15 protein-coding genes are annotated in these 19,185 nt (G+C 66.5%); 12 read left to right on the top strand and 3 right to left on the bottom strand.

Features of this window, described 5'->3' with window-relative positions; genetic code table 11:
• Window positions 1-14: 14 nt before the first annotated feature.
• The 6 genes from POS17_RS11525 (at window position 15) to POS17_RS11500 (ending at window position 5,848) form a co-directional block, all read left to right on the top strand.
• Window positions 15-896 carry an ABC transporter permease subunit gene (locus tag POS17_RS11525; protein WP_164990763.1) on the top strand — a complete coding sequence of 294 codons (882 nt, stop codon included), beginning with the start codon at window positions 15-17 and terminating at the stop codon, window positions 894-896.
• On the top strand, window positions 893-1,789 hold the full coding sequence (locus POS17_RS11520) for an ABC transporter permease subunit (protein ID WP_060838660.1): 897 nt from the start codon (window positions 893-895) through the stop codon (window positions 1,787-1,789). Before POS17_RS11525 ends, POS17_RS11520 begins: the two co-directional genes overlap by 4 nt.
• A 141-nt stretch (window positions 1,790-1,930) precedes the next feature.
• On the top strand, window positions 1,931-3,037 hold the full coding sequence (locus POS17_RS11515; protein ID WP_308811068.1) for a polyamine ABC transporter substrate-binding protein: 1,107 nt from the start codon (window positions 1,931-1,933) through the stop codon (window positions 3,035-3,037).
• Between the two features lie 481 nt (window positions 3,038-3,518).
• Window positions 3,519-4,043: a DUF2867 domain-containing protein gene (locus POS17_RS11510; protein WP_060838658.1), complete on the top strand. Its 525-nt coding sequence runs from the start codon at window positions 3,519-3,521 to the stop codon at window positions 4,041-4,043.
• Between the two features lie 25 nt (window positions 4,044-4,068).
• On the top strand, window positions 4,069-5,238 hold the full coding sequence (gene solA, locus POS17_RS11505) for an N-methyl-L-tryptophan oxidase (protein WP_060838657.1): 1,170 nt from the start codon (window positions 4,069-4,071) through the stop codon (window positions 5,236-5,238).
• Window positions 5,239-5,407: 169 nt separating this feature from the next.
• Window positions 5,408-5,848, top strand: a complete 441-nt coding sequence (locus POS17_RS11500) for a CBS domain-containing protein (protein WP_060838656.1) — start codon at window positions 5,408-5,410, stop codon at window positions 5,846-5,848.
• 602 nt (window positions 5,849-6,450) lie between these two features.
• Here the strand turns inward: POS17_RS11500 and POS17_RS11495 are convergent.
• Together POS17_RS11495 and POS17_RS11490 are read right to left on the bottom strand one after the other, a co-directional pair.
• Window positions 6,451-7,794 (bottom strand): sensor histidine kinase, encoded by a 1,344-nt coding sequence (locus POS17_RS11495; protein ID WP_060838655.1) that lies wholly within the window; start codon window positions 7,792-7,794, stop codon window positions 6,451-6,453.
• Window positions 7,791-8,450 (bottom strand): response regulator transcription factor, encoded by a 660-nt coding sequence (locus POS17_RS11490; protein WP_060838654.1) that lies wholly within the window; start codon window positions 8,448-8,450, stop codon window positions 7,791-7,793. Before POS17_RS11490 ends, POS17_RS11495 begins: the two co-directional genes overlap by 4 nt.
• Before the next feature lie 234 nt (window positions 8,451-8,684).
• On the opposite strand from POS17_RS11490, the gene POS17_RS11485 reads away from it, so the two are divergent.
• The 6 genes from POS17_RS11485 to POS17_RS11460 all read left to right on the top strand — a co-directional run bounded on the left by POS17_RS11485 (window position 8,685) and on the right by POS17_RS11460 (window position 17,882).
• The gene (locus tag POS17_RS11485) at window positions 8,685-9,155 is read left to right on the top strand and encodes a DUF2271 domain-containing protein (protein WP_060838653.1); all 471 of its coding nucleotides are present in this window, start codon (window positions 8,685-8,687) and stop codon (window positions 9,153-9,155) included.
• A 26-nt stretch (window positions 9,156-9,181) separates the two neighbouring features.
• Window positions 9,182-11,371 (top strand): PepSY domain-containing protein, encoded by a 2,190-nt coding sequence (locus tag POS17_RS11480; protein WP_060838652.1) that lies wholly within the window; start codon window positions 9,182-9,184, stop codon window positions 11,369-11,371.
• Entirely contained in the window at window positions 11,361-12,335 is a 975-nt protein-coding gene (locus POS17_RS11475) for an FAD:protein FMN transferase (RefSeq protein WP_060838651.1), read from the top strand. Before POS17_RS11480 ends, POS17_RS11475 begins: the two co-directional genes overlap by 11 nt.
• 54 nt (window positions 12,336-12,389) lie before the next feature.
• Window positions 12,390-13,091 (top strand): VIT1/CCC1 transporter family protein, encoded by a 702-nt coding sequence (locus tag POS17_RS11470; protein WP_060838650.1) that lies wholly within the window; start codon window positions 12,390-12,392, stop codon window positions 13,089-13,091.
• Between the two features lie 721 nt (window positions 13,092-13,812).
• A complete protein-coding gene (locus POS17_RS11465) occupies window positions 13,813-16,038 on the top strand; it encodes an LTA synthase family protein (protein WP_060838649.1) in 2,226 nt (741 codons plus the stop codon).
• 212 nt (window positions 16,039-16,250) lie between these two features.
• Complete coding sequence (locus POS17_RS11460) at window positions 16,251-17,882, top strand: methyl-accepting chemotaxis protein (protein WP_060838648.1); 1,632 nt, start codon at window positions 16,251-16,253, stop codon at window positions 17,880-17,882.
• Here the strand turns inward: POS17_RS11460 and POS17_RS11455 are convergent.
• Window positions 17,872-19,083, bottom strand: coding sequence for an MFS transporter (locus POS17_RS11455; protein ID WP_060838647.1), 1,212 nt, complete (start codon window positions 19,081-19,083; stop codon window positions 17,872-17,874). The genes POS17_RS11460 and POS17_RS11455 overlap by 11 nt on opposite strands.
• Window positions 19,084-19,185: the final 102 nt, after the last annotated feature.

Here is a 19,185-nt window from a genome sequence, read left to right as displayed (position 1 = left end):
AACTGTTCCGCATGCTGCCCAGCGGTCGCAAGCTGGTGATCGGCGTTCCTTTCCTCTGGCTGTTCCTGTTCTTCATGCTGCCGTTCTTTTTGGTGATGAAGATCAGCTTCTCGGAAGCGGCCCTGGCGATCCCGCCCTACTCGGAGATCTACAGCTACGCCGAACAGAAATTCCAGCTGCTGCTGAACCTGGGCAACTACGCCATGCTGGCCGGCGACGAGCTGTACTTCTCGGCCTACCTGGGGTCGCTGAAGGTGGCGCTGCTGAGCACCCTGATGTGCCTGGTGGTGGGTTTCCCCATGGCCTACGCCATCTCCAAGGCCAGCAAGGAAGCGCAGAACGTCTTGCTGCTGCTGATCATGATGCCGACCTGGACCGCGATCCTGATCCGCGTCTATGCCTGGATGGGCATCCTCAGCAACAACGGCCTGCTCAACAGCTTCCTGCTGTGGACCGGGCTGATCAGCCAGCCGCTGGAAATCCTCAACACCAACACCGCCGTCTATATCGGCGTGGTCTACGCCTACCTGCCGTTCATGGTGCTGCCGCTGTACGCCAACCTGGTCAAGCATGACCAGAGCCTGCTGGAAGCCGCGTCGGACCTGGGGTCGAGCAACTTCAACAACTTCTGGAAGATCACCGTGCCCCTGGCCAAGAACGGCATCATTGCCGGTTGCATGCTGGTGTTCATTCCCGTGGTCGGCGAGTTCGTGATTCCGGAACTCCTGGGCGGCCCGGAAACCCTGATGATCGGCCGCGTGCTGTGGCAGGAATTCTTCAACAACCGTGACTGGCCGGTGGCCTCCGCCCTGGCGGTGGTGATGCTGGCGATCCTGATTATTCCGATCCTGCTGTTCAACCGCAGCCAGGCCAAAGAGATGGAGGCACGGGCATGAAACGCTTCGAATTTTCCAAACTGATGCTGGTGCTGGGCCTGCTGTTCATCTACCTGCCGATGCTGATCCTGGTGATCTACTCGTTCAACGCCTCCAAGCTGGTGACGGTGTGGGGCGGCTGGTCAATCAAGTGGTACGTCGGCCTGCTGGACAACCAGCAGTTGATGGGCTCGGTGGCCCGCTCCCTGGAGATCGCCTGCTACACCGCCGTGGCGGCGGTGGCCCTGGGCACCCTGGCGGCCTTCGTGCTGACCCGGGTCACCCGCTTCAAGGGCCGCACCCTGTTCGGCGGCCTGGTCACCGCACCGCTGGTGATGCCCGAGGTGATCACCGGCCTGTCGCTGTTGCTGCTGTTCGTGGCCATGGCGCAATTGATCGGCTGGCCCATGGAACGCGGCATCGTCACCATCTGGATCGCCCACACCACATTCTGCGCCGCCTACGTGGCCGTGGTAGTCTCCGCGCGCCTGCGGGAGCTGGACCTGTCCATCGAAGAAGCGGCCATGGACCTGGGAGCGCGACCGTTCAAGGTGTTCTTCCTGATCACCATTCCGATGATCGCGCCGTCACTGGCGGCCGGCGGCATGATGTCCTTTGCCCTGTCCCTGGATGACCTGGTGCTGGCCAGCTTCGTTTCCGGCCCGGGTTCCACCACCTTGCCGATGGAAGTGTTCTCGGCGGTGCGCCTGGGGGTCAAACCCGAGATCAACGCCGTGGCCAGCCTGATCCTGCTGGCGGTGTCCCTGGTGACCTTCCTGGTCTGGTACTTCGGCCGTCGCGCCGAAGCGGCCCGCAAGCGGGCGATCCAGGAAGCCATGGACTTCACCGCCAACGAATCCTGGCAGCCACCGGCGGCGAAAAAACCTGCGGTACCCGCGCCGGCGACGGCCTGACGGCCTCTTCGCCAGCCAGCTGGCTCCTACAGATAACCCAAACCTGTAGGAGCCAGCTTGCTGGCGAAAAAGGCTCACCCGAACCCCCGAGTTGCAAACGCAGCAATCTGCACAATAAGAAATGGAGTTGTAGTAATGAAAATGCCTGGCAGGACACTGTTCGCCAAAACCCTGCTCTCAGTGTCCTTGATGGGCGCACTGTTGACCGGCGCTCAAGCCAACGACAAAGTGCTGCGCGTCTACAACTGGTCGGACTACATCGCCCCGGACACCCTGAAAAAGTTCGAGGCCGAAACCGGCATCCATGTCACCTACGACGTCTTCGACAGCAACGAAACCCTGGAAGCCCGCCTGCTCACCGGCAAGTCCGGCTACGACATCGTGGTGCCGTCCAACAGTTTCCTGGCCAAGCAGATCAAGGCCGGGGTCTACCAGGAACTGGACAAGTCCAAGCTGCCCAACTGGAAGAACCTCAACCCGGTGCTGCTCAAGAACGCCTCCGCCAGCGACCCGGGCAACGCCCACGCCTTCCCCTACATGTGGGGCTCGATCGGCATCGGCTACAACCCGGACAAGGTCAAGGCGGCCCTGGGCACTGATGCCCCGATCAACTCCTGGGACCTGCTGTTCAAGCCGGAGAACGCCGAGAAGCTCAAGGCCTGCGGCATCAGCTTCCTCGACTCGCCCACCGAAATGCTCCCCGCCGCCCTGCACTACCTGGGCTACCCGGTGACCAGCAAGGACAAGGCGCAGATCCTCGAAGCCCAGGAACTGTTCATGAAGATCCGGCCTTCGGTGACCTACTTCCATTCCTCCAAGTACATCTCGGACCTGGCCAACGGCAACATCTGCGTGGCCGTGGGTTACTCCGGCGACGTACTGCAAGCCCGTTCCCGCGCCGAAGAGGCCGGCAACAAGGAGAAGGTCGCGTTCAGCATTCCCAAGGAAGGCGCCGGCAGCTTCTACGACATGATGGCCATCCCCAAGGACGCCACCAACGTCGACAACGCCTACCTGTTCATGAACTTCCTGATGCGCGCGGACATCATCGCCGAGGTCACCAACAGCCTCGGCTACAGCAACGCCAACGCCGCGGCCACGCCACTGGTGGACGAAGCGATCCGCAACGACCCGGCGTCCTACCCGCCACAAGAGGTACTGGCCACCCTCTACGCGGTGCCGGACCAGCCGATTGCCATCCAGCGCGTGATGAACCGCGGCTGGACCAGGATCAAGCTGGGTAAATGATCCAAGGTGCCCGCCGCGGGCGGGCACGGCTGCCCTTTTTCCGTTCATGTCGCGCCTTACCACCGCGACACTCCTGCGAACGGCTTCACCCGGCTCCCTCGGTTGGGGTGAATCCTTGGCGCCTTCGGGCGCCTTTTTTGCGTTCTCTGTAGCCGCTGCCGCAGGCTGCGAACGGCTTGGGCGGCAGACCGATGCAGCAAACGCAGCGATCCTGAAGACAGCAGAGGGGCCTGCGCCCCCTGTCGCAGCCTCGCTGACGCTCGACAGCGGCTACACCCTGTAGCCGCTGCCGCAGGCTGCGAACGGCTCGGGCGGCATATCGACGCAGCAAACGCAGTGATCCTGAAGACAGCAGAGGGGTCTGCGACCCCTGTCGCAGCCACAGGCTGTTCCCCGCTGCTGGAAGTGGTATTTTTTGCCGCTTCTGGCGTGGCTGATCGGCATACAGCCCCAGCCGCCAGTTCTACAGGGAGCCGTATCGATGAAAACCGCTGTTCACCCTTGCCCACTGCCCAGTGACTCCAGCATCGCTGCCCTGGCCCCGGGGGCGAGCTTCATCGACTGTCGCCGCACCCTGGCCGAGGACCCCGAGCGCAGCGCCATGCGCCACCTGCTGTGCCTGATGAGCCAGACCCCGGCCTGGATCGACCGCATGATGGGCCTGCGCAACCGCGTGGTGCAGCTGTTCGGTCTCAAGGACCTGGGGCGCCTGACCCGCATCGACCTGGCGCGCCCTGACGAGGATTACCAGCCCGGCGACCGGGTCGGCATCTTCACCCTGATCTCCCAAAGCCCCGACGAAGTGCTGGTGGTAGACCGCGACAAGCACCTGGACGTGCACCTGTCGCTCAACCTCCAGCCCCTGACCGCCGAGGGCCTGCGCCCGGTGGTGCTGAGCACCGTGGTGCATCCGCACAACCGCCTGGGGCGCCTGTACATGCTGCCGGTGGCGCCGTTCCACCGGATCATCGCGCCCATGACCCTGGCCACGATCAACCGTCGCTGAGCCGCCACCCTTCAAGGATCTTGCCGTGCAGACACCCGAATTCGATGTTGTCGTCGTAGGCCTGGGCGCCATGGGTGCCGCCACCCTCTATCAACTGGCCAAGCGCGGGGTCAAGGTGGCGGGCATCGACCGCTTCGCCCCGCCCCATGATCAGGGCTCCAGCCACGGCGACACGCGCATCACCCGCCAGGCGGTGGGCGAAGGCGCGGCCTACGTGCCCCTGGCGATCCGTTCGCAAGAGATCTGGCGCGAACTGGAAGCCGAACTGGACGTGGCGCTGTTCGAGCAGTGCGGGGTGCTGGTGATGACCGCCAGCACCGATCCGCAGCGCCCGGCGCAGGACCGGGACTTCACCGACAACAGCATCGCGCTGGCCCGACACTACGGCATCGAGCACCAGGTACTTGATGCCGCCGAGATCCGCCGGCGCTTTCCGCAGTTCGCCCCGTTGGCCGACAGCGCCCGGGGCTACTTCGAACCCGGCGGCGGTTTTGTCCGCCCGGAACGCTGCATCGACGCGCAACTGACCCGGGCCCGGCAACTGGGGGCGACCCTGATCACCGGCCAGACCGTGCAGGAGCTCAAGTCCGACGCCGAGGGTGTGGACGTCATCAGCACCGGTTCGCGAATTCGCGCCCGGCAGGTGATCGTCAGCGCCGGCATGTGGTCGGCGCAGCTGCTCGGCGCGCCCTTCGACGCCCTGCTGCAGGTCTGCCGCCAGCAGCTGTACTGGTTCCGCCTCGATGAGCCGCAACACTACCCGGCCCGCTCGCCGAGCTTCATCCTCCACAGCGCCGACGACGTCGACACCTGCTATGGCTTCCCGCCGATTCCCGGCGAAGGCAGCGTGAAAATCGCCACCGAGCAATACAGCGTCAGCAGCCAGCCGGACAGCCTCGACCGCCAACCCAGCCACGCCGATGCCCAGCGCCTGTTCCGCGAGCTGGTGGCCCCGCATATCGCCGGTCTGGCGCCGGAGCTGGTGAAGGCCAGCGTCTGCGCCTACACCGTGACCCCGGATTCGGGCTTCATCATCGACCGTCACCCGCGCCTGGCCAACGTCACCGTGGTCAGCGCCTGCTCCGGCCATGGCTTCAAGCACTCGGCGGCGATTGGCGAAGCCTTGGCCCAGTTGCAGGTGGACGGCCGCAGCGAAATCGACCTGCAGAGTTTCTCCCTGCAACGCTTCCACTGACGGCCACGGCCCCGTTATCGAGGCCGCGATGAAAAAAAATCCCCGGGCTGACGTTTTTCGCCGTTTATCTGCCGTTTTCAGCCTTGCCGGTTGGTCGAGTCTCTACGATTCTTTAGAAACCCCTCAGGGCGGCACATCGCCGCCCCACGTAGAACCCTCGGAGCGCCCCATGAAGAGCGTCGCAGAACTGCTGAAACTCAAGGCCAAGCACAACCAGCAAGTGCACACCATCGCCCCGCACCAGATGGTCCTGGAAGCGCTGATGCTGATGGCCGAAAAAAACGTCGGTGCCCTGCCGGTGATGGAGAACGGTGCAGTGGTCGGGGTCATCAGCGAACGAGACTACGCGCGCAAGCTGGTACTGCACGGGCGCTCATCGGTGGGCACCCCGGTCAGCGCCATCATGAGTTCACCGGTGATCACCGTGGACTCGCACCAGAACGTGGAAACCTGCATGAGCATCATGACCGACCACCACCTGCGCCACCTGCCGGTGGTGGAGAACGGCCAGTTGCTGGGGTTGCTGTCGATCGGCGACCTGGTCAAGGAAGCGATTGCCGAACAGGCCGACCTGATCCGCCAGCTGGAGCAATACATTCGCGGCGAGTAAGCCCGCAAACCTTGCACCGCCCCAAACGGCCCCTTCGCTGGCCAGCCAGCTCCTACAGACGCCCGCTCAGCGGCAGCGCATTACGTAGGAGCCGGCTTGCCGGCGAACAGACCCGCAAGCCTTGCACCGATCCAACCGACGCCTTCGCCGGCCAGCCGACGCCTACAGACGCCCGCTCAGCGGCAGCACATTGCGTAGGAGCCGGCTTGCCGGCGAACAGACCCACAAGCCTTGCACAGATCCAACCGACGCCTTCGTTGGCCAGCCAGCGCCTACAGACACCCGCTCAGCGGCAGCGCATTGCGTAGGAGCCGGCTTGCCGGCGAACAGACCCGCAAGCCTTGCACCGATCCAACCGGCGCCTTCGTTGGCCAGCCGACGCCTACAGACGCCCGCTCAGCGGCAGCACATTGCGTAGGAGCCGGCTTGCCGGCGAACAGACCCACAAGCCTTGCACCGATCCAACCGGCGCCTTCGTCGGCCAGCCAACGCCTAAAAACGCCCGCTCAGCGGCAGCACATTGCGTAGGAGCCGGCTTGCCGGCGAACAGACCCGCAAGCCTTGCACCGATCCAACCGGCGTCTTCGTTGGCAAGTCAGCGACTACGATTGGCTCGGCCTCTCCAGGGGAAAGTGCACGCGCACTTCGAAGCCGTCGTCGCGGCCGCTGGCCGGTGAGGCTAGGTGCAGCTGGCCGCCGACGCCGTGGACGATGCTCTGGGCAATCGCCAGGCCCAGGCCCGAACCGCTGGTTTCGCTGTTGCCACGCACAAAGCGCTCGGTCAGGCGCTGCAGTACCTCCGCCGGCACCCGCGGCCCGCCATTGATCACCCGCAAGCAACCGTCGGCGCCGAGGCTGACCTCTACCGGCTGCGCCGGATCGCCGTATTTCAGGGCGTTCTCGATCAGGTTGCGCAGCAGGATGCCAAAGGCGTCCGGATCGATGGCGGTGCACACCCGGGCCGCCTCCGGCAACTGCAGGTTGATCCTCGCCGCCGCGCCGCGATTCCACTCCTCCACGCCATGGGCCAGCAACGGAATCAGGTCCTCGGGGGTTTGCGAGAGCAGCCCGCCGCCTTCGGCCTTGGCCAATTGCATGAGTTTTTCCGAGAGCCTGGCCAGTTCCCGCAGGGCGTTCTCGATCTTCGCCGCCCGCACCTGCAACGGCCCCTGCGGCGCTTCCTGGCGCAGGCGCTGGATCTGCGCCAGGGTCGCGGCCAGGGGCGTGCGCAGTTCATGGGCGCTGTTGGCGGTGAAGCTGCGTTCCGCTTCCAGGGCTTTGCGCAAGCGCTCCAGCAGATGATTGACCGCTTCGGCCAGGGGATCGATTTCCGCCGGCAGGCGCGCCACCTGGATCGGCGACAGATCGCCCACGCCGCGCGACTCCACCGCGCGCCGGTAAGCCAGCACGCTGCGCAGGCTGATGCGCACGAACAGCCAGGTGCCCAGCAGGCTGATGGGAATCAGCCCGAGCAGGGGCAGCAACAGGGCCAGCAACGCCTCCCGCGAGGCTTCGCGGCGGTGGGCCAGGGGCTCGGCGATTTCGATGACGATCGAGCCGTTCTCGATGCTGGCGCTGTACAGGCGGTATTTGTCCGTGGTGCTGAAGCCGGGGCTCGGGCGGTGGCTGAAGATCTTCAGCTTGGCGTCGTGGGAGCGCATGAGGATCCGCCCGTCGGCGTCGCGCACCAGGTAGGTCAGGTACTCGCTGTCCATCTTCAGGGTCGTCACGTGCCGCGCCCGGCGCGGCCCGCGACGGTTGCCGATCTCCAGCGCGGCCAGGGGCAGGATGCGCTGGGCGGTGGCTTCCAGGGCGCTGTCGAAGGTTTCGTCCAGCTCGTGCTGGACCACCAGCCAGGTGCCGGCGGTAGCCCCGAGCCAGAGCAGGGTCATGCCCAGGGTCAGGCCCAGGCTCAGGCGTTTCTGCAGGCTGATGGGACGCTTCATGCGGGCATCAGCCGATAGCCCATGCCACGCACGGTTTCAATCAGTTCGCGGCCGAGCTTCTTGCGCAGGCGGCTGACGTAGACCTCGATGGTGTTGCTCTCGATTTCCGCGCCGAAGGCATACAGCCGCTCCTCCAGCTGGGACTTGGAGAGCAAGGCGCTGGGGCGCTGGACAAAGGCCTCGAACACCGCCCATTCGCGGGCGGTGAGGTCGATGATGCTGCCGTCGCGCTGCACGGTACGGGCGTTCAGGTCCACCTGCAGCTCGCCGAGGCGGATCTGCGGGTTGGGGTTGCCGCTGTAGCGCCGGGCCACCGCGGCGACCCGCGCCGACAGCTCGAACAGGTCGAAGGGCTTGACCAGGTAGTCGTCGGCGCCGGCATTGAGCCCGGCGATGCGCTCGGAGATCTGGTCCTGGGCGGTGAGGATGATCACCGGGGTCACGTCGCCGGCGCCGCGACGCTGGCGCAGGAATTCCAGGCCGCGCCCGTCGGGCAGCATCAGATCCAGCAGGATCAGGTCGTAGGGCGTGCTGGCGACGCTGGCCCGGGCCTGCTCCAGGCGCTGCACCCAATCCACGGCGTGGCCATCGTCGGCAATCTGCTCGCGCACCGCGTCCCCCAGCCCTGCCGCATCCTCGACCAATAACACCCGCATCGACGCTCTCCTGTACCTGTGTGGTGCTGCACCTTAACCGCTGAACCTGACGCGAATCTGAAGACGCCGCCGGCCTGATCAGGGTAGCCAGTGTCGCGCCCGCGGGATGCGAGGCAGATCAGCAAAAGCCCGAGTCGCCGAGAGCACCACGACCTGAAGTTTTTTCCCGGCCTTCAGGTTGCTGTCAGCTAGACGGCCCAGGCTGCGGCCACATTCAGCAAAAAGGACAGCCTCATGAACAAGCTCCTGATCGCCGGGTGCCTCACCGCGGCCCTGGCCCTGCCGACACTGGCCCAGGCCCGTGAAGTGACCCTGACCACCCAGCTCAAGCCCTACAGCGGCAACGGCGCGTACCTGGCGATCTACCTCACCGACGCCAGCGGCGCCTACCAGAAGACCCTGTGGGTGGCCGGCAAGAAGGCCAAGTACTACAAGCACCTGTCAGGGTGGGCCCGCAGTGGCGGCGCGGCTGCCGGCCAGTACGACGGCGTCACCGGCGCCAGCGTCGGCAGCGGCGAGACCCTGACGGTCAGCGCCGACCTGGCGGACAGCCTGATCGACGCCGGGTATCAGATCCGCATCGACAGCGCTGTGGAAGACCAGCGCGATGTCCGCGCCGACGTGGTCCTGCCCCTGACCCTCAAGGGCAGCGGGCAACCCGCCAGTGGCAGCACCTACGTGCAGTCCCTGCGCTACGACCTGTAGACCCTGCGCCCCGAGGAGGCCCGACCATGTTGCGCTCGTTGCACTCAATCCCCGGACTGCTGGCCGCCCTGCTGGTGATGCTGCTGGCCATCAGCGGCGCGACCCTGGCGCTGAACCCGGCCCTGGAACGCCTGCAGGCGCCACCGGCGGCGGCTGAAGTCAGCGTCGCGCAGCTGGCCGGGCGCGTGGCCGGCCAGCTCAGTGGGATCGAGCAGATCCGCCGCACGCCCTCCGGCACGCTGATCGTCTACCACCGCGAGCATGGCCAGACCCTGGCCAGCCGCGTCGATCCGCGGACCGGCGCGGTACTGGCGCCCTACACACCCTCGGCCTTTGCCCGCTGGGTCAAGGAGCTGCACCGTTCGCTGTTGCTCGACACCACGGGGCATGTGGTGGCGGCCCTGGGCGCCCTGGCGATGCTGTTGCTGGCGGCGTCCGGCGCGCTGCTGCTGGCCCGCCGCGCCGGTGGCTGGAGCAAGCTGCTGCGGCCGTTGCGCGGCAGTTTCAGCCAGCGCTGGCACGCCGAGGTGGGACGCCTGACGCTCCTTGGCCTGCTGCTGTCGGCCTTGAGCGGGCTGTACCTGTCGGCCGGCACCTTGGGCCTGATCGCCGACGACGCCCAGAACCAGCCCGCCCTGCTGGCCGCGATCAGCGCTGGCCCGGCCTTGCCGGTGGCGAGTCTCTCGGCGTTGCAGGCCGTGGACCTCAAGGATCTGCGCGAGCTGGTCTACCCCGACCCTGACAGCCCTGGGGATCTGTTCAGCCTGCACACCCGCAGCGGCCAAGGTTATGTCGATCCGGCCAGCGGTGCCCTGCTGGCCTTCCAGCCCGAGGGCGCAATGCAGCAGGTTTCCGGGTTCATCTATCAACTGCACACCGGCGAAGGCCTGTGGTGGCTGGGCCTGCTGCTGGGCGTCAGCGCCCTGGGGGTGCCGCTGATGAGCCTCACCGGCCTGTGGCTGTGGTGGCGCCGGCGTCGCGACGCGGTGGCGATCGACGACAACTGCCCGGCCGACGCCGCCGACTGCGTGATCCTGGTGGGCAGCGAAAGCAACGGCACCTGGGGCTTTGCCCGGACCCTGCAGCAGGCCCTGGTGGCGGCAGGACGCCGGGTCCACAGCGCGCCGATGAACCAGCTGCGCAACGACTACCCCAAGGCCCGCCAGTTACTGATCCTCACCGCCACCCACGGCGACGGCGATGCCCCGGCCTCGGCCCAGGGCTTTCTCACACGCCTGCAACAACGGCCGCTGGCGCCCGACCTGGCGTATGCCGTGCTGGGCTTTGGCGACCGGCAGTTCCCGCGTTTCTGCGGCTTTGCCGAACAGGTGCAGAACGCCCTGGACGCCGGCGCGGCGCAGTGCCTGCTGCCCCTGGAAACCATCGATCGCCAGTCGCCCCAGGCGTTTCAGCGCTGGGGCCAAGCCCTGGGCCGGGCCTTGGGCCTGCCCCTGGACCTGCAGCATCAGGCCCACGCCCTACCCTGCCACCAGTGGCAACTGGTGGAGTCGGTGGCCTATGGCGATCAGGTCCAGGCGCCGACGCGGATCCTGCGCTTCAAGGCCGCCGACGGCAGCGGACAGCCGTTGCCCGAGTTCCAGGCCGGCGACCTGGTGGGCATCTTGCCCCCCGGCACGGCCCAGCCCCGCTTCTATTCCCTGGCCAGCAGCCGCGCCGACGGGGTGCTGGAGATCTGCGTGCGCAAGCACCCGGGGGGCCTGTGCTCGGGCTTTCTCCATGAGCTGCACGCAGGCGCGCGAATCCAAGGTTTCATCCAGCCCAATCCGCAGTTTCGTCCGCTCAAAGGCGCGCAGCCGGTGATCCTGATCGGTGCCGGCACCGGCATCGGCCCTCTGGCGGGGTTCATCCGCGGCAACCGGGCCCGGCAGCCGATGCACCTGTATTGGGGCGGGCGTCACCCGGCCTCGGATTTTCTCTACGAGCCGGAACTCAAGGGCTATCTGGCGGACCGGCGCCTGACCGCCCTGCGCGCGGCCTTCTCCCAGGCCCAGGAGCGCGGCTACGTGCAGGACCGGCTGCTGGCCGATGCCCTGGCGCTGCGCCGGCTGGTGGAAAAAGGCGCCCAGGTGCTGGTCTGCGGCAGCCGGGAGATGGCCAAGGGCGTGATGCAGGCCCTGGACGAAGTGCTGGCCCCGCTCAACCTCAGCGTACTGACCCTCAAGGCCCAAGGACGTTACCGTGAAGATGTCTACTGAAACCGCCGCACTGCAGCGCTACAGCCTCAACGGCCCGACCATGGGCAGCCGCTACAGCGCGCTGTTCTACGCCGCCCCGGGCTTCGCCACCCAGGACCTCGGCGAGCGCCTGGCCCAGGCCGTGGCCAGGGTCGAGCAGCAGATGTCGGGCTGGAACCCCCAGTCCGATCTCAACCGCCTCAACGCCGCGCCCCGGCACCGCTGGATCAGCGTGCCGCGGGAGCTGATGCAGGTCATCAGCACCGCGCTGCGGGTCAGCGAGCAATCGCGCGGCGCCTTCGAGATTGGCGTGGGGGAGCTGGTGCGCAACTGGGGCTTTGGCCCCGCGCCGCGGACCCTGGAACCTGCGGCCTTGTGTGAACTGAGCCGGCAGCGCCGCCACTGTGCCGGCAGCGCCCTGGTGCTGGAACCCAGGCGCCACCGCCTGCGCAAGCGCGGCCCACTGCGCCTGGACCTCAACGGCATTGCCAAGGGCTTTGGCGTCGACGAACTGGCCCGGGCCCTGGACGCCTCGTGCATCCGCGACTATCTGGTGGGGATCGACGGCGAAATGCGCGCCCGGGGCCGCAAGCCCGGGGGCCAGCCCTGGAGCGTGGCCGTGGAGAAACCCCTGCGCGGGGAACGCCAGGTCATGGGGGTGATGGAGCTGGAAGATGCAGCCATCGCCACCTCCGGCGACTACCGTCAGTGGGTGGACATCGCCGGACAGTCCTACGCTCATACCCTGGACCCGACGACTGGCGAACCCCTGCGCAATCGTCTGGCCTCGGTCAGCGTGGTGGCCGGCAGTTGCATGCTGGCCGATGCCTGGGCCACCGCGCTGCTGGTGCTGGGCGAAATCGAAGGGCCACGGCTGGCCCAGGAGCGCGGTATGGATGCCTTGTTTGTGATCCGCGACGCGGGGCAGTTGCGGGAAGTGTCTATTGTGGGTGGGCAGTTGCAGGCCGACATCGAGGCCCGTTGAAGCCCGGGCCCACCCGACAAATTGTTCAGTGCCCTCCACCTGAGTCCATGGCCGATGAAATTCATGCACCGACACCGCGAACTGCACCGTAACGACCGTATTGGCTGGCTGCGCGCCGCCGTCCTGGGGGCCAACGATGGCATTGTCTCCACCGCCAGCCTGCTGATCGGCGTGGCCGCGGCCAGCGCCAGCCACGGCACGCTGCTGGTCACCGGCATGGCCGGGCTGGTGGCGGGGGCCATGTCGATGGCCGCCGGAGAATACGTGTCCGTGCACTCCCAGGCCGATACCGAACAGGCCGACCTGGCCCGGGAACGCGCCGAACTGGCCAGCGATCACCAGGCCGAACTCAACGAGCTGGCCCACATCTATCAGAGCCGCGGCGTCAACCCGGAACTGTCCCGCCAGGTGGCGGTGCAACTGATGGCCCACGATGCCCTGGGGGCTCACGCCCGCGACGAACTGGGTATCAGCGAGGCCCTGGCGGCCAAGCCGCTGCAGGCGGCCCTGGCCTCGGCGGCCAGCTTCGTGGTGGGCGCGGCGCTGCCGCTGGCGGTGACCTTCATCGCCCCGACCCACAGCGTGGTGCCGTGGATTGCCGGCATGTCCCTGGTGTTCCTCGGTGGCCTGGGAGCCGTGGCGGCCAACGCCGGCGGCGCCAGGGTGCTGGCGGGGGCCTGGCGCGTGACCCTCTGGGGCGCCCTGGCCATGGGCCTCACCGCCGCCGTGGGCAGCGTGTTCGGCACCGTGGTCTGAGCGTAGGCGAACGGGTCCGAACGCCATGCACCGCCCGTAGGGCCGCCTTCGCTGGCAAGCCAGCTCCTACGGTCGCCCTGACACCGCACGATATTCCCGTAGGAGCCGGCTTGCCAGCGAAAGGGCCCGCAAGCCTTGCACCGTCCATGGCAACGCCCTCGCTGGCAAGCCAGCTCCTACGGTCGCCCTGACACCGCGCGATATTCCCGTAGGAGCCGGCTTGCCGGCGAAAGGACCCGCAAGCCTTGCACCGTCCATGGCAACGCTTTCGCTGGTAAGCCAGCTCCTACGGTCGCCCTGACACCGCGCGATATTCCCGTGGGAGCCGGCTTGCCGGCGAAAGGGCCCGCAAGCCTTGCACCGTCCATGGCAACGCTTTCGCTGGCAAGCCAGCTCCTACGGTCGCCCTGACACCGCGCGATATTCCCGTAGGAGCCGGCTTGCCGGCGAACAGGCCCGCAAACCTTGCATCGCCCATACGGTCATCTGCGCTTCTGAGCTGATCCGTAGACGGCGGCTTTTTAACACCCTGAAATAGTAAATCCCGCCATCATCAGACTCGGCCGCAGCCGCAATAAGACACCTGAATACGGGCCTTCAGCCCGGTCTTGAGCCTATCCAGGCCAATTCTCAGGCCGCCTTGAAATAAATTCCCACCACTAATAAGAAACGTCTGAGCTGTCGCTCTTGTTACCATTGCGCACATTTGCGTGAAGCTTTGATGACAGGCAGGTTATTTGTGAAGTTGATCCGTCGTTGCCTACAACACCCTCTTGCTCCCCTGTGCACCTTGTTCGGCCTGCTGTTGCTGGTGCCGATGGGCGCGCGCCTGGCCCTGGGCTGGTCCCACCCGCTGGGCTATCTGTCGGACCTGGCCAGCGCCAGCCTGCTGACCCTGCTGCTGTATCGCCGCCGCTGGTGGCTGGCGCTGCCGGTGCTGCTGGTCTGGGCACTCCTGACCCTGGTCAGCGCCGAGCTGGTGAGCGCCGTGGGGCGCATGCCCAACCTCGCCGACCTGCATTACCTGGTGGATCCGCAATTTGTCGGCAACTCCACCGGCGGCGGCCTGACCCACCCCGAGCTGGGGCTGACCCTGCTGCTGGGGCTGGTGCTGTGGCTGGTGGTCCAGCGCAGCAGTCGCGGGGTGCGACGCCCGGCCCTGCCACGGGCGCTGTGGGCCCTGCCGCTGGGGCTGCTCCTGGTCCATGGCACCACCCAGTACCTGAAACCCAGCGAAGCCGACCAGTGGCAGCTGTTCAACCTGCCCCACCAGGCCCTGGCCACCGCCACCGGCCAGGCGCAGATGCGCATCGAAGACTGGCTGCAAGGCGATGTCGCCGACGTGCCGCCGGTGATGACCGGCCTGACCCGGCTGGACCTTGAAGGCCAACCCCTGCTGCCCAGCGCCGGTCGCGCGCGCAACGTGCTGCTGATTACCCTGGAAGGCATTCCCGGGGCCTATATCCGCACCAACCGCGAAGCCCTGAACAGCCGCTACCAGGAAGACCTGATGCCCAAGCTCAGCGCCTGGGCCGAGCGCGGCATGAACACCCCGGACTACGTGCTGCACAGCCACCAGACCATCCGCGGCCTGTACGCCATGCTTTGCGGCGACTACGACAAGCTCGACAACGGCACCCCCAAGGGCGTCGAGATGCTCACCCAGAGCCAGCGCAACCAGGCCTGCCTGCCGGCGCAGATGCACAAGTTCGGTTTCAACACCCACTACCTGCAGGGCGCCGGCCTGCGCTTCATGGCCAAGGACAAGATCATGCCGCACATCGGCTTTGATTCGACCCATGGCCTGGAGTGGTTCAAGAACGACAACTACCTGGAATTCCCCTGGGGCAAGGACGACAAGGCCTTCTTCGAAGGCGCCCTGAGCTACGTGGACCAGTTGAAGAAGAAAAAACAGCCATGGATGCTCACCCTGCTGACCGTCGGCACCCACCAGCCCTACTCCGCGCCCGAGGACTACCTGGAGCGCTATGACACGCCCAAGCAGGCGGCGGTCGGTTACCTGGACGACGCCATCGACCAGTTCCTCACGGGGCTGGAGCGCAAGGGCGTGCTCAAGGACACCCTGGTGATCATCACCTCCGACGAGTCCCACGGCATCGACGGCGTGCGCCTGGCCTCGTCCTGGGGCTTCAACCTGATGCTGGCCCCGGACCAGGACCTGCTGCCCCATCTCAAGTCCGGGACCTACGGCCACGTCGACCTCAGCGCCTCGGTGCTCGACTACTTCGGCCTGCCGGTGCCTGCCAGCCTCAGCGGTCGCTCGTTGTTCCGCGACTATGCCCAGGGCCGGGAAATCATGTCCTACACCAACGGCAAGCTGCGTTACCACGACGGCCAGGGCACCTTCACCGAGTGCGACTTCCAGCAGCGCTGCCGCTACTACTCAAGCACCGGTTTCATCGCCGACAGCGCCAGCCTGCAGGGCCAGTACGGCGGTCAACGGGCGCGGCAGATCAGCGCCCGGGCCACGCACCTGGACCGCAGCCTGCTGCAGTCGCCGCTGAACCAGCACTATCAGTTCGGCAGCCCGGCAATCATCCCGCTCAAGGCGCAGATCAAGGATGACTGGGCCGACAACCTGATCGGCGCCCAGTACCTGGAAATGCCCAAGGGCTCGCAGACGCGGGTGCGCTTCACCGTGCGCTCCGCCGACCCGCAGCAGAACGCCTACATCCTGCTCAAGGGCAAGGAGCTGGAGCAGGATGTACCCCTAGGCCTGCCGGAAGAAATGCTGGTGACGCCCGACCAGCCACTGCAGATGGACTTCAGCTTCGACAACCCGCAAACCCGCAAGGCCTTCTCCTTCCACCTGCTGGGCTATGGCCTGGGCGCAGTGGAAGTCAGCGATTTCAGCGTGATCACCGAGTTGCCGGGGCAGACCGAGAGCGTCGAGCCCGAGGACGACAGCAACGCCCACTCCAGCTGAGCCCCGCCGAGCATCGAGCGGCGCCCTTTCGGGTGACGCTCGATGCCCCCTTCTACACGCCCCGCAAAAATATTTTCTTGTACATGAAACTTTTTTTGTACAGGAAAAGTCGGACCGTTGATGTCATTTGAACATCATTGAGCTATCACGCTGCCTCGTCGAGACACAGCCCTGTGAAGCATTCAGTCAACGGTTTAGGAGCGGTCCTTCCTATGTTTTCCAATCTGAGCATTTCGCAAAAGCTCTATGCCGGTTTCGGCGTCGTCCTGCTGATCCTCCTGCTGCTGGTGCTGGCGGCCCTGCGCGGCTTCGATCAAGTCAGCAGCAGTGTCAAAAGCAACATCCACAGCTACGAGGTCCTGAGCCAGTCCGACGCCTTGCTGCGCAGCCTGATCAATGTCGAGACCGGCATGCGCGGTTATGCCCTGACCGGCCGCGACAGCTTCCTCGAACCCCTGGAGCAAGGCGAGAAAGCCTTTGCCGAGGACTACGCGCGGATCAAGAACAGCACCGCCGACAATCCCGAGCAGCAGGTGCGCCTGGAACGACTCAAGGCCCTGCATGACCAGTGGCTGCGCGACGACGTCCAGGCCAACCTGGCCCTGCGCCGGGCGATCAACGCCGGCAGCCAGCCGGCCACCGCCATGGCCGAACAGATCAGCGCCGGTCGCGACAAGGCCAAGATGGACGCCATGCGCCAGCTCACCGATGAATTGCGCGACGCGGAAAAAAGCCTGCAGGACGCCCGCAGCCAGGCCATGGACGACGCCAAGGCCTCTGCCCTGGCCATCCTGATCGGCGGCGGCTTGCTGGCGGCGGTGCTGGCGATGCTGGTCGCCTGGTCGCTGTCCAGCACCCTGGTCGGGCGCCTACGCCAGGCGGTGGACGTGGCCAAGGCCATCGCCGCCGGCCGTCTGGACAGCAGCATCAGCGCCAGCGGGCGTGATGAGGTGAGCAACCTGCTGCACGCTTTCGCCGCCATGCAGGAGCGCCTGCGGAGCATGATCAGCCAGATCAAGCAGGGGGCCGACCAGTTGGTCAGCGCCTCCCAGAGCATTTCCAGCGCCTCGTTGCAGCTCTCGGCCTCGGCCCAGGAGCAGTCCCACTCGGCCTCCTCCATGGCGGCCACGGTGGAAGAACTGACCGTGAGCATCAACCACGTGGCGGACAACGCCGGGGATGCCCACGCCCTGTCCAGCGAGTCCGGGCGCCAGTCCGAGGAAGGCGGCAGCGTGATCCAGGACACCCTGGGCAGCATGCGCCTGATCGCCGAGACGGTGCAGGCCTCGGCCTCCCAGATCGGTGAACTGGGCCAGCACGCCGAGCAGATCTCCAGCATCGTCGGGGTGATCAAGGGCATTGCCGAGCAGACCAACCTGCTGGCCCTGAACGCGGCCATCGAAGCCGCCCGGGCCGGGGAACAGGGGCGCGGCTTCGCCGTGGTCGCCGATGAGGTGCGCCTGCTGGCCCAGCGCACGGCCAACTCGACCCAGGAAATCACCGAAATGGTCGGCAAGATCCAGCTGGGCACCCGAGAGGCGGTGAGCAGCATGGACGTGGGGGTCAATCAGGTGAAAAGCGGCGTCGAACTGGCCCAGCAGGCCGGTGAGGCCATCGTCAATATCCGCACCTCGTCCGGCAACGTGGTGCGAGTGGTGGACCAGATTTCCCTGGCCCTGCGGGAGCAGACCGCCGCCAGTCAGGATGTGGCGCGCAATGTCGAGCGCATCGCCCAGATGTCCCAGCAGAACAGCCAGGCGGTGGAGGAAACCACCGAGACAGCCCGCTCCCTGCAGCAACTGGCGCAGAACCTGGAACAGCAGGTAAGTGTGTTCAGGCTCTAGGACTGGCACTGGCACTGCCCGACTCAAGCGCTCGGGCACGCACCAGCATCAGACTCAGCCCCGCACCCAGCAGCAGGACCGCGATCAGCATCAGCCAGGCGCTGGCAAAATCCGCCGCGCCCTGCTGCACGGCGCCGAATAGCACCGGCCCCAGGGCGAACCCGGCGAAGAAGCCTGCCGAGAGCAGACCCGAGGCGCAGGCCGGGCTGCCAAAGGCCGGATCGCGCAGCAGCATGCTCATGGCGATGGCGTTGGTGGCCACGGCGCTCAGGCCCATGCCCAGAGCGCCGAACCACAAGGGCCAGTGCGCCTGAGGCGTGGCCTGGGCAGTCACCGCCAGGGCCAGGCTGGCCAGGAGCATCAGCGTCAGCAGCAGCCAGGACTCCTCGGCCATGCGGGCCGCCAATGGCGTCAGCAGGGTTCGGGCCAGGATGCCCATGACCCCGAACCCGGCGACCATGGCCCCGGTCTCGCCGACCGTCACTCCTTGGCGGGCCGCGAATACCCCAAGAAAGGTCACGAAGGACGAAAGCACCAGGCCGACACACAGCTGCACGCTGAGCAGCAGCGTCAGCCGTGAATTGGGCCGGGGAATCGTCAGGCTCACGGCCTTGCCCACGGCGCTGCCCGGCGCCACCCTGGGCCCCCACAGGGCCAGCAGCAATGTCGGCACAAGCAGGCAGGCCAGGGCTGCGCGCCAGCCCAGGGACCCGGCCAGAGGCGGCAGCAACAGGCCGGCGATCAGCGCGGACAACTGCACCCCGGACTGTTTCAGCCCCACCACCGCGGCCTTGCTGCGGGCCTCGACACACTCGGCCACCAGCAGTTGGGTCACCGGGTTGGCCAGGGCCTGGGCCACTCCGCAGATCGCCAGGGCCAGCAGCGCCCCGGCAAAGCCCGGCAAGCTGACCAGCAGGCCATACCCCGCCAGGGTCGCCCAGAACAGCAAGGCCAGGCCCCGGCGGATGCCGAGTCGGCTGGCCAGCGGCCCCGCCCACAGGGACAGCAATGCCGCCAGGCCAAAGGCGCTGGTCAGCAGCCAGCCCAGCCAGTGGGGCGCAATCCCAAGATCGACGATCAGCAGAGGCCCGAGGGCGCCGATGGCATAGAAGATCAGCATCGGCAGGCCCATGGCACACACCAGCACCGTACGCAGCCAGAGCCCCCGGGGACTGGCGTTTTTCAAGCTCTGAGGGTTCATCCCTTGCTCCGTGGCAGGTGGCGCGCCGCCGGGTGACGACGCTCACCCCTGCTTGGGAAACAGCTTACTTTCTAGCGAGAATGCTTATCATGCGTGTTCATA

The organism is Pseudomonas sp. Os17 (assembly GCF_001547895.1).
GTDB lineage: Bacteria > Pseudomonadota > Gammaproteobacteria > Pseudomonadales > Pseudomonadaceae > Aquipseudomonas.
This window is presented reverse-complemented; position numbering and strand designations above follow the sequence as displayed.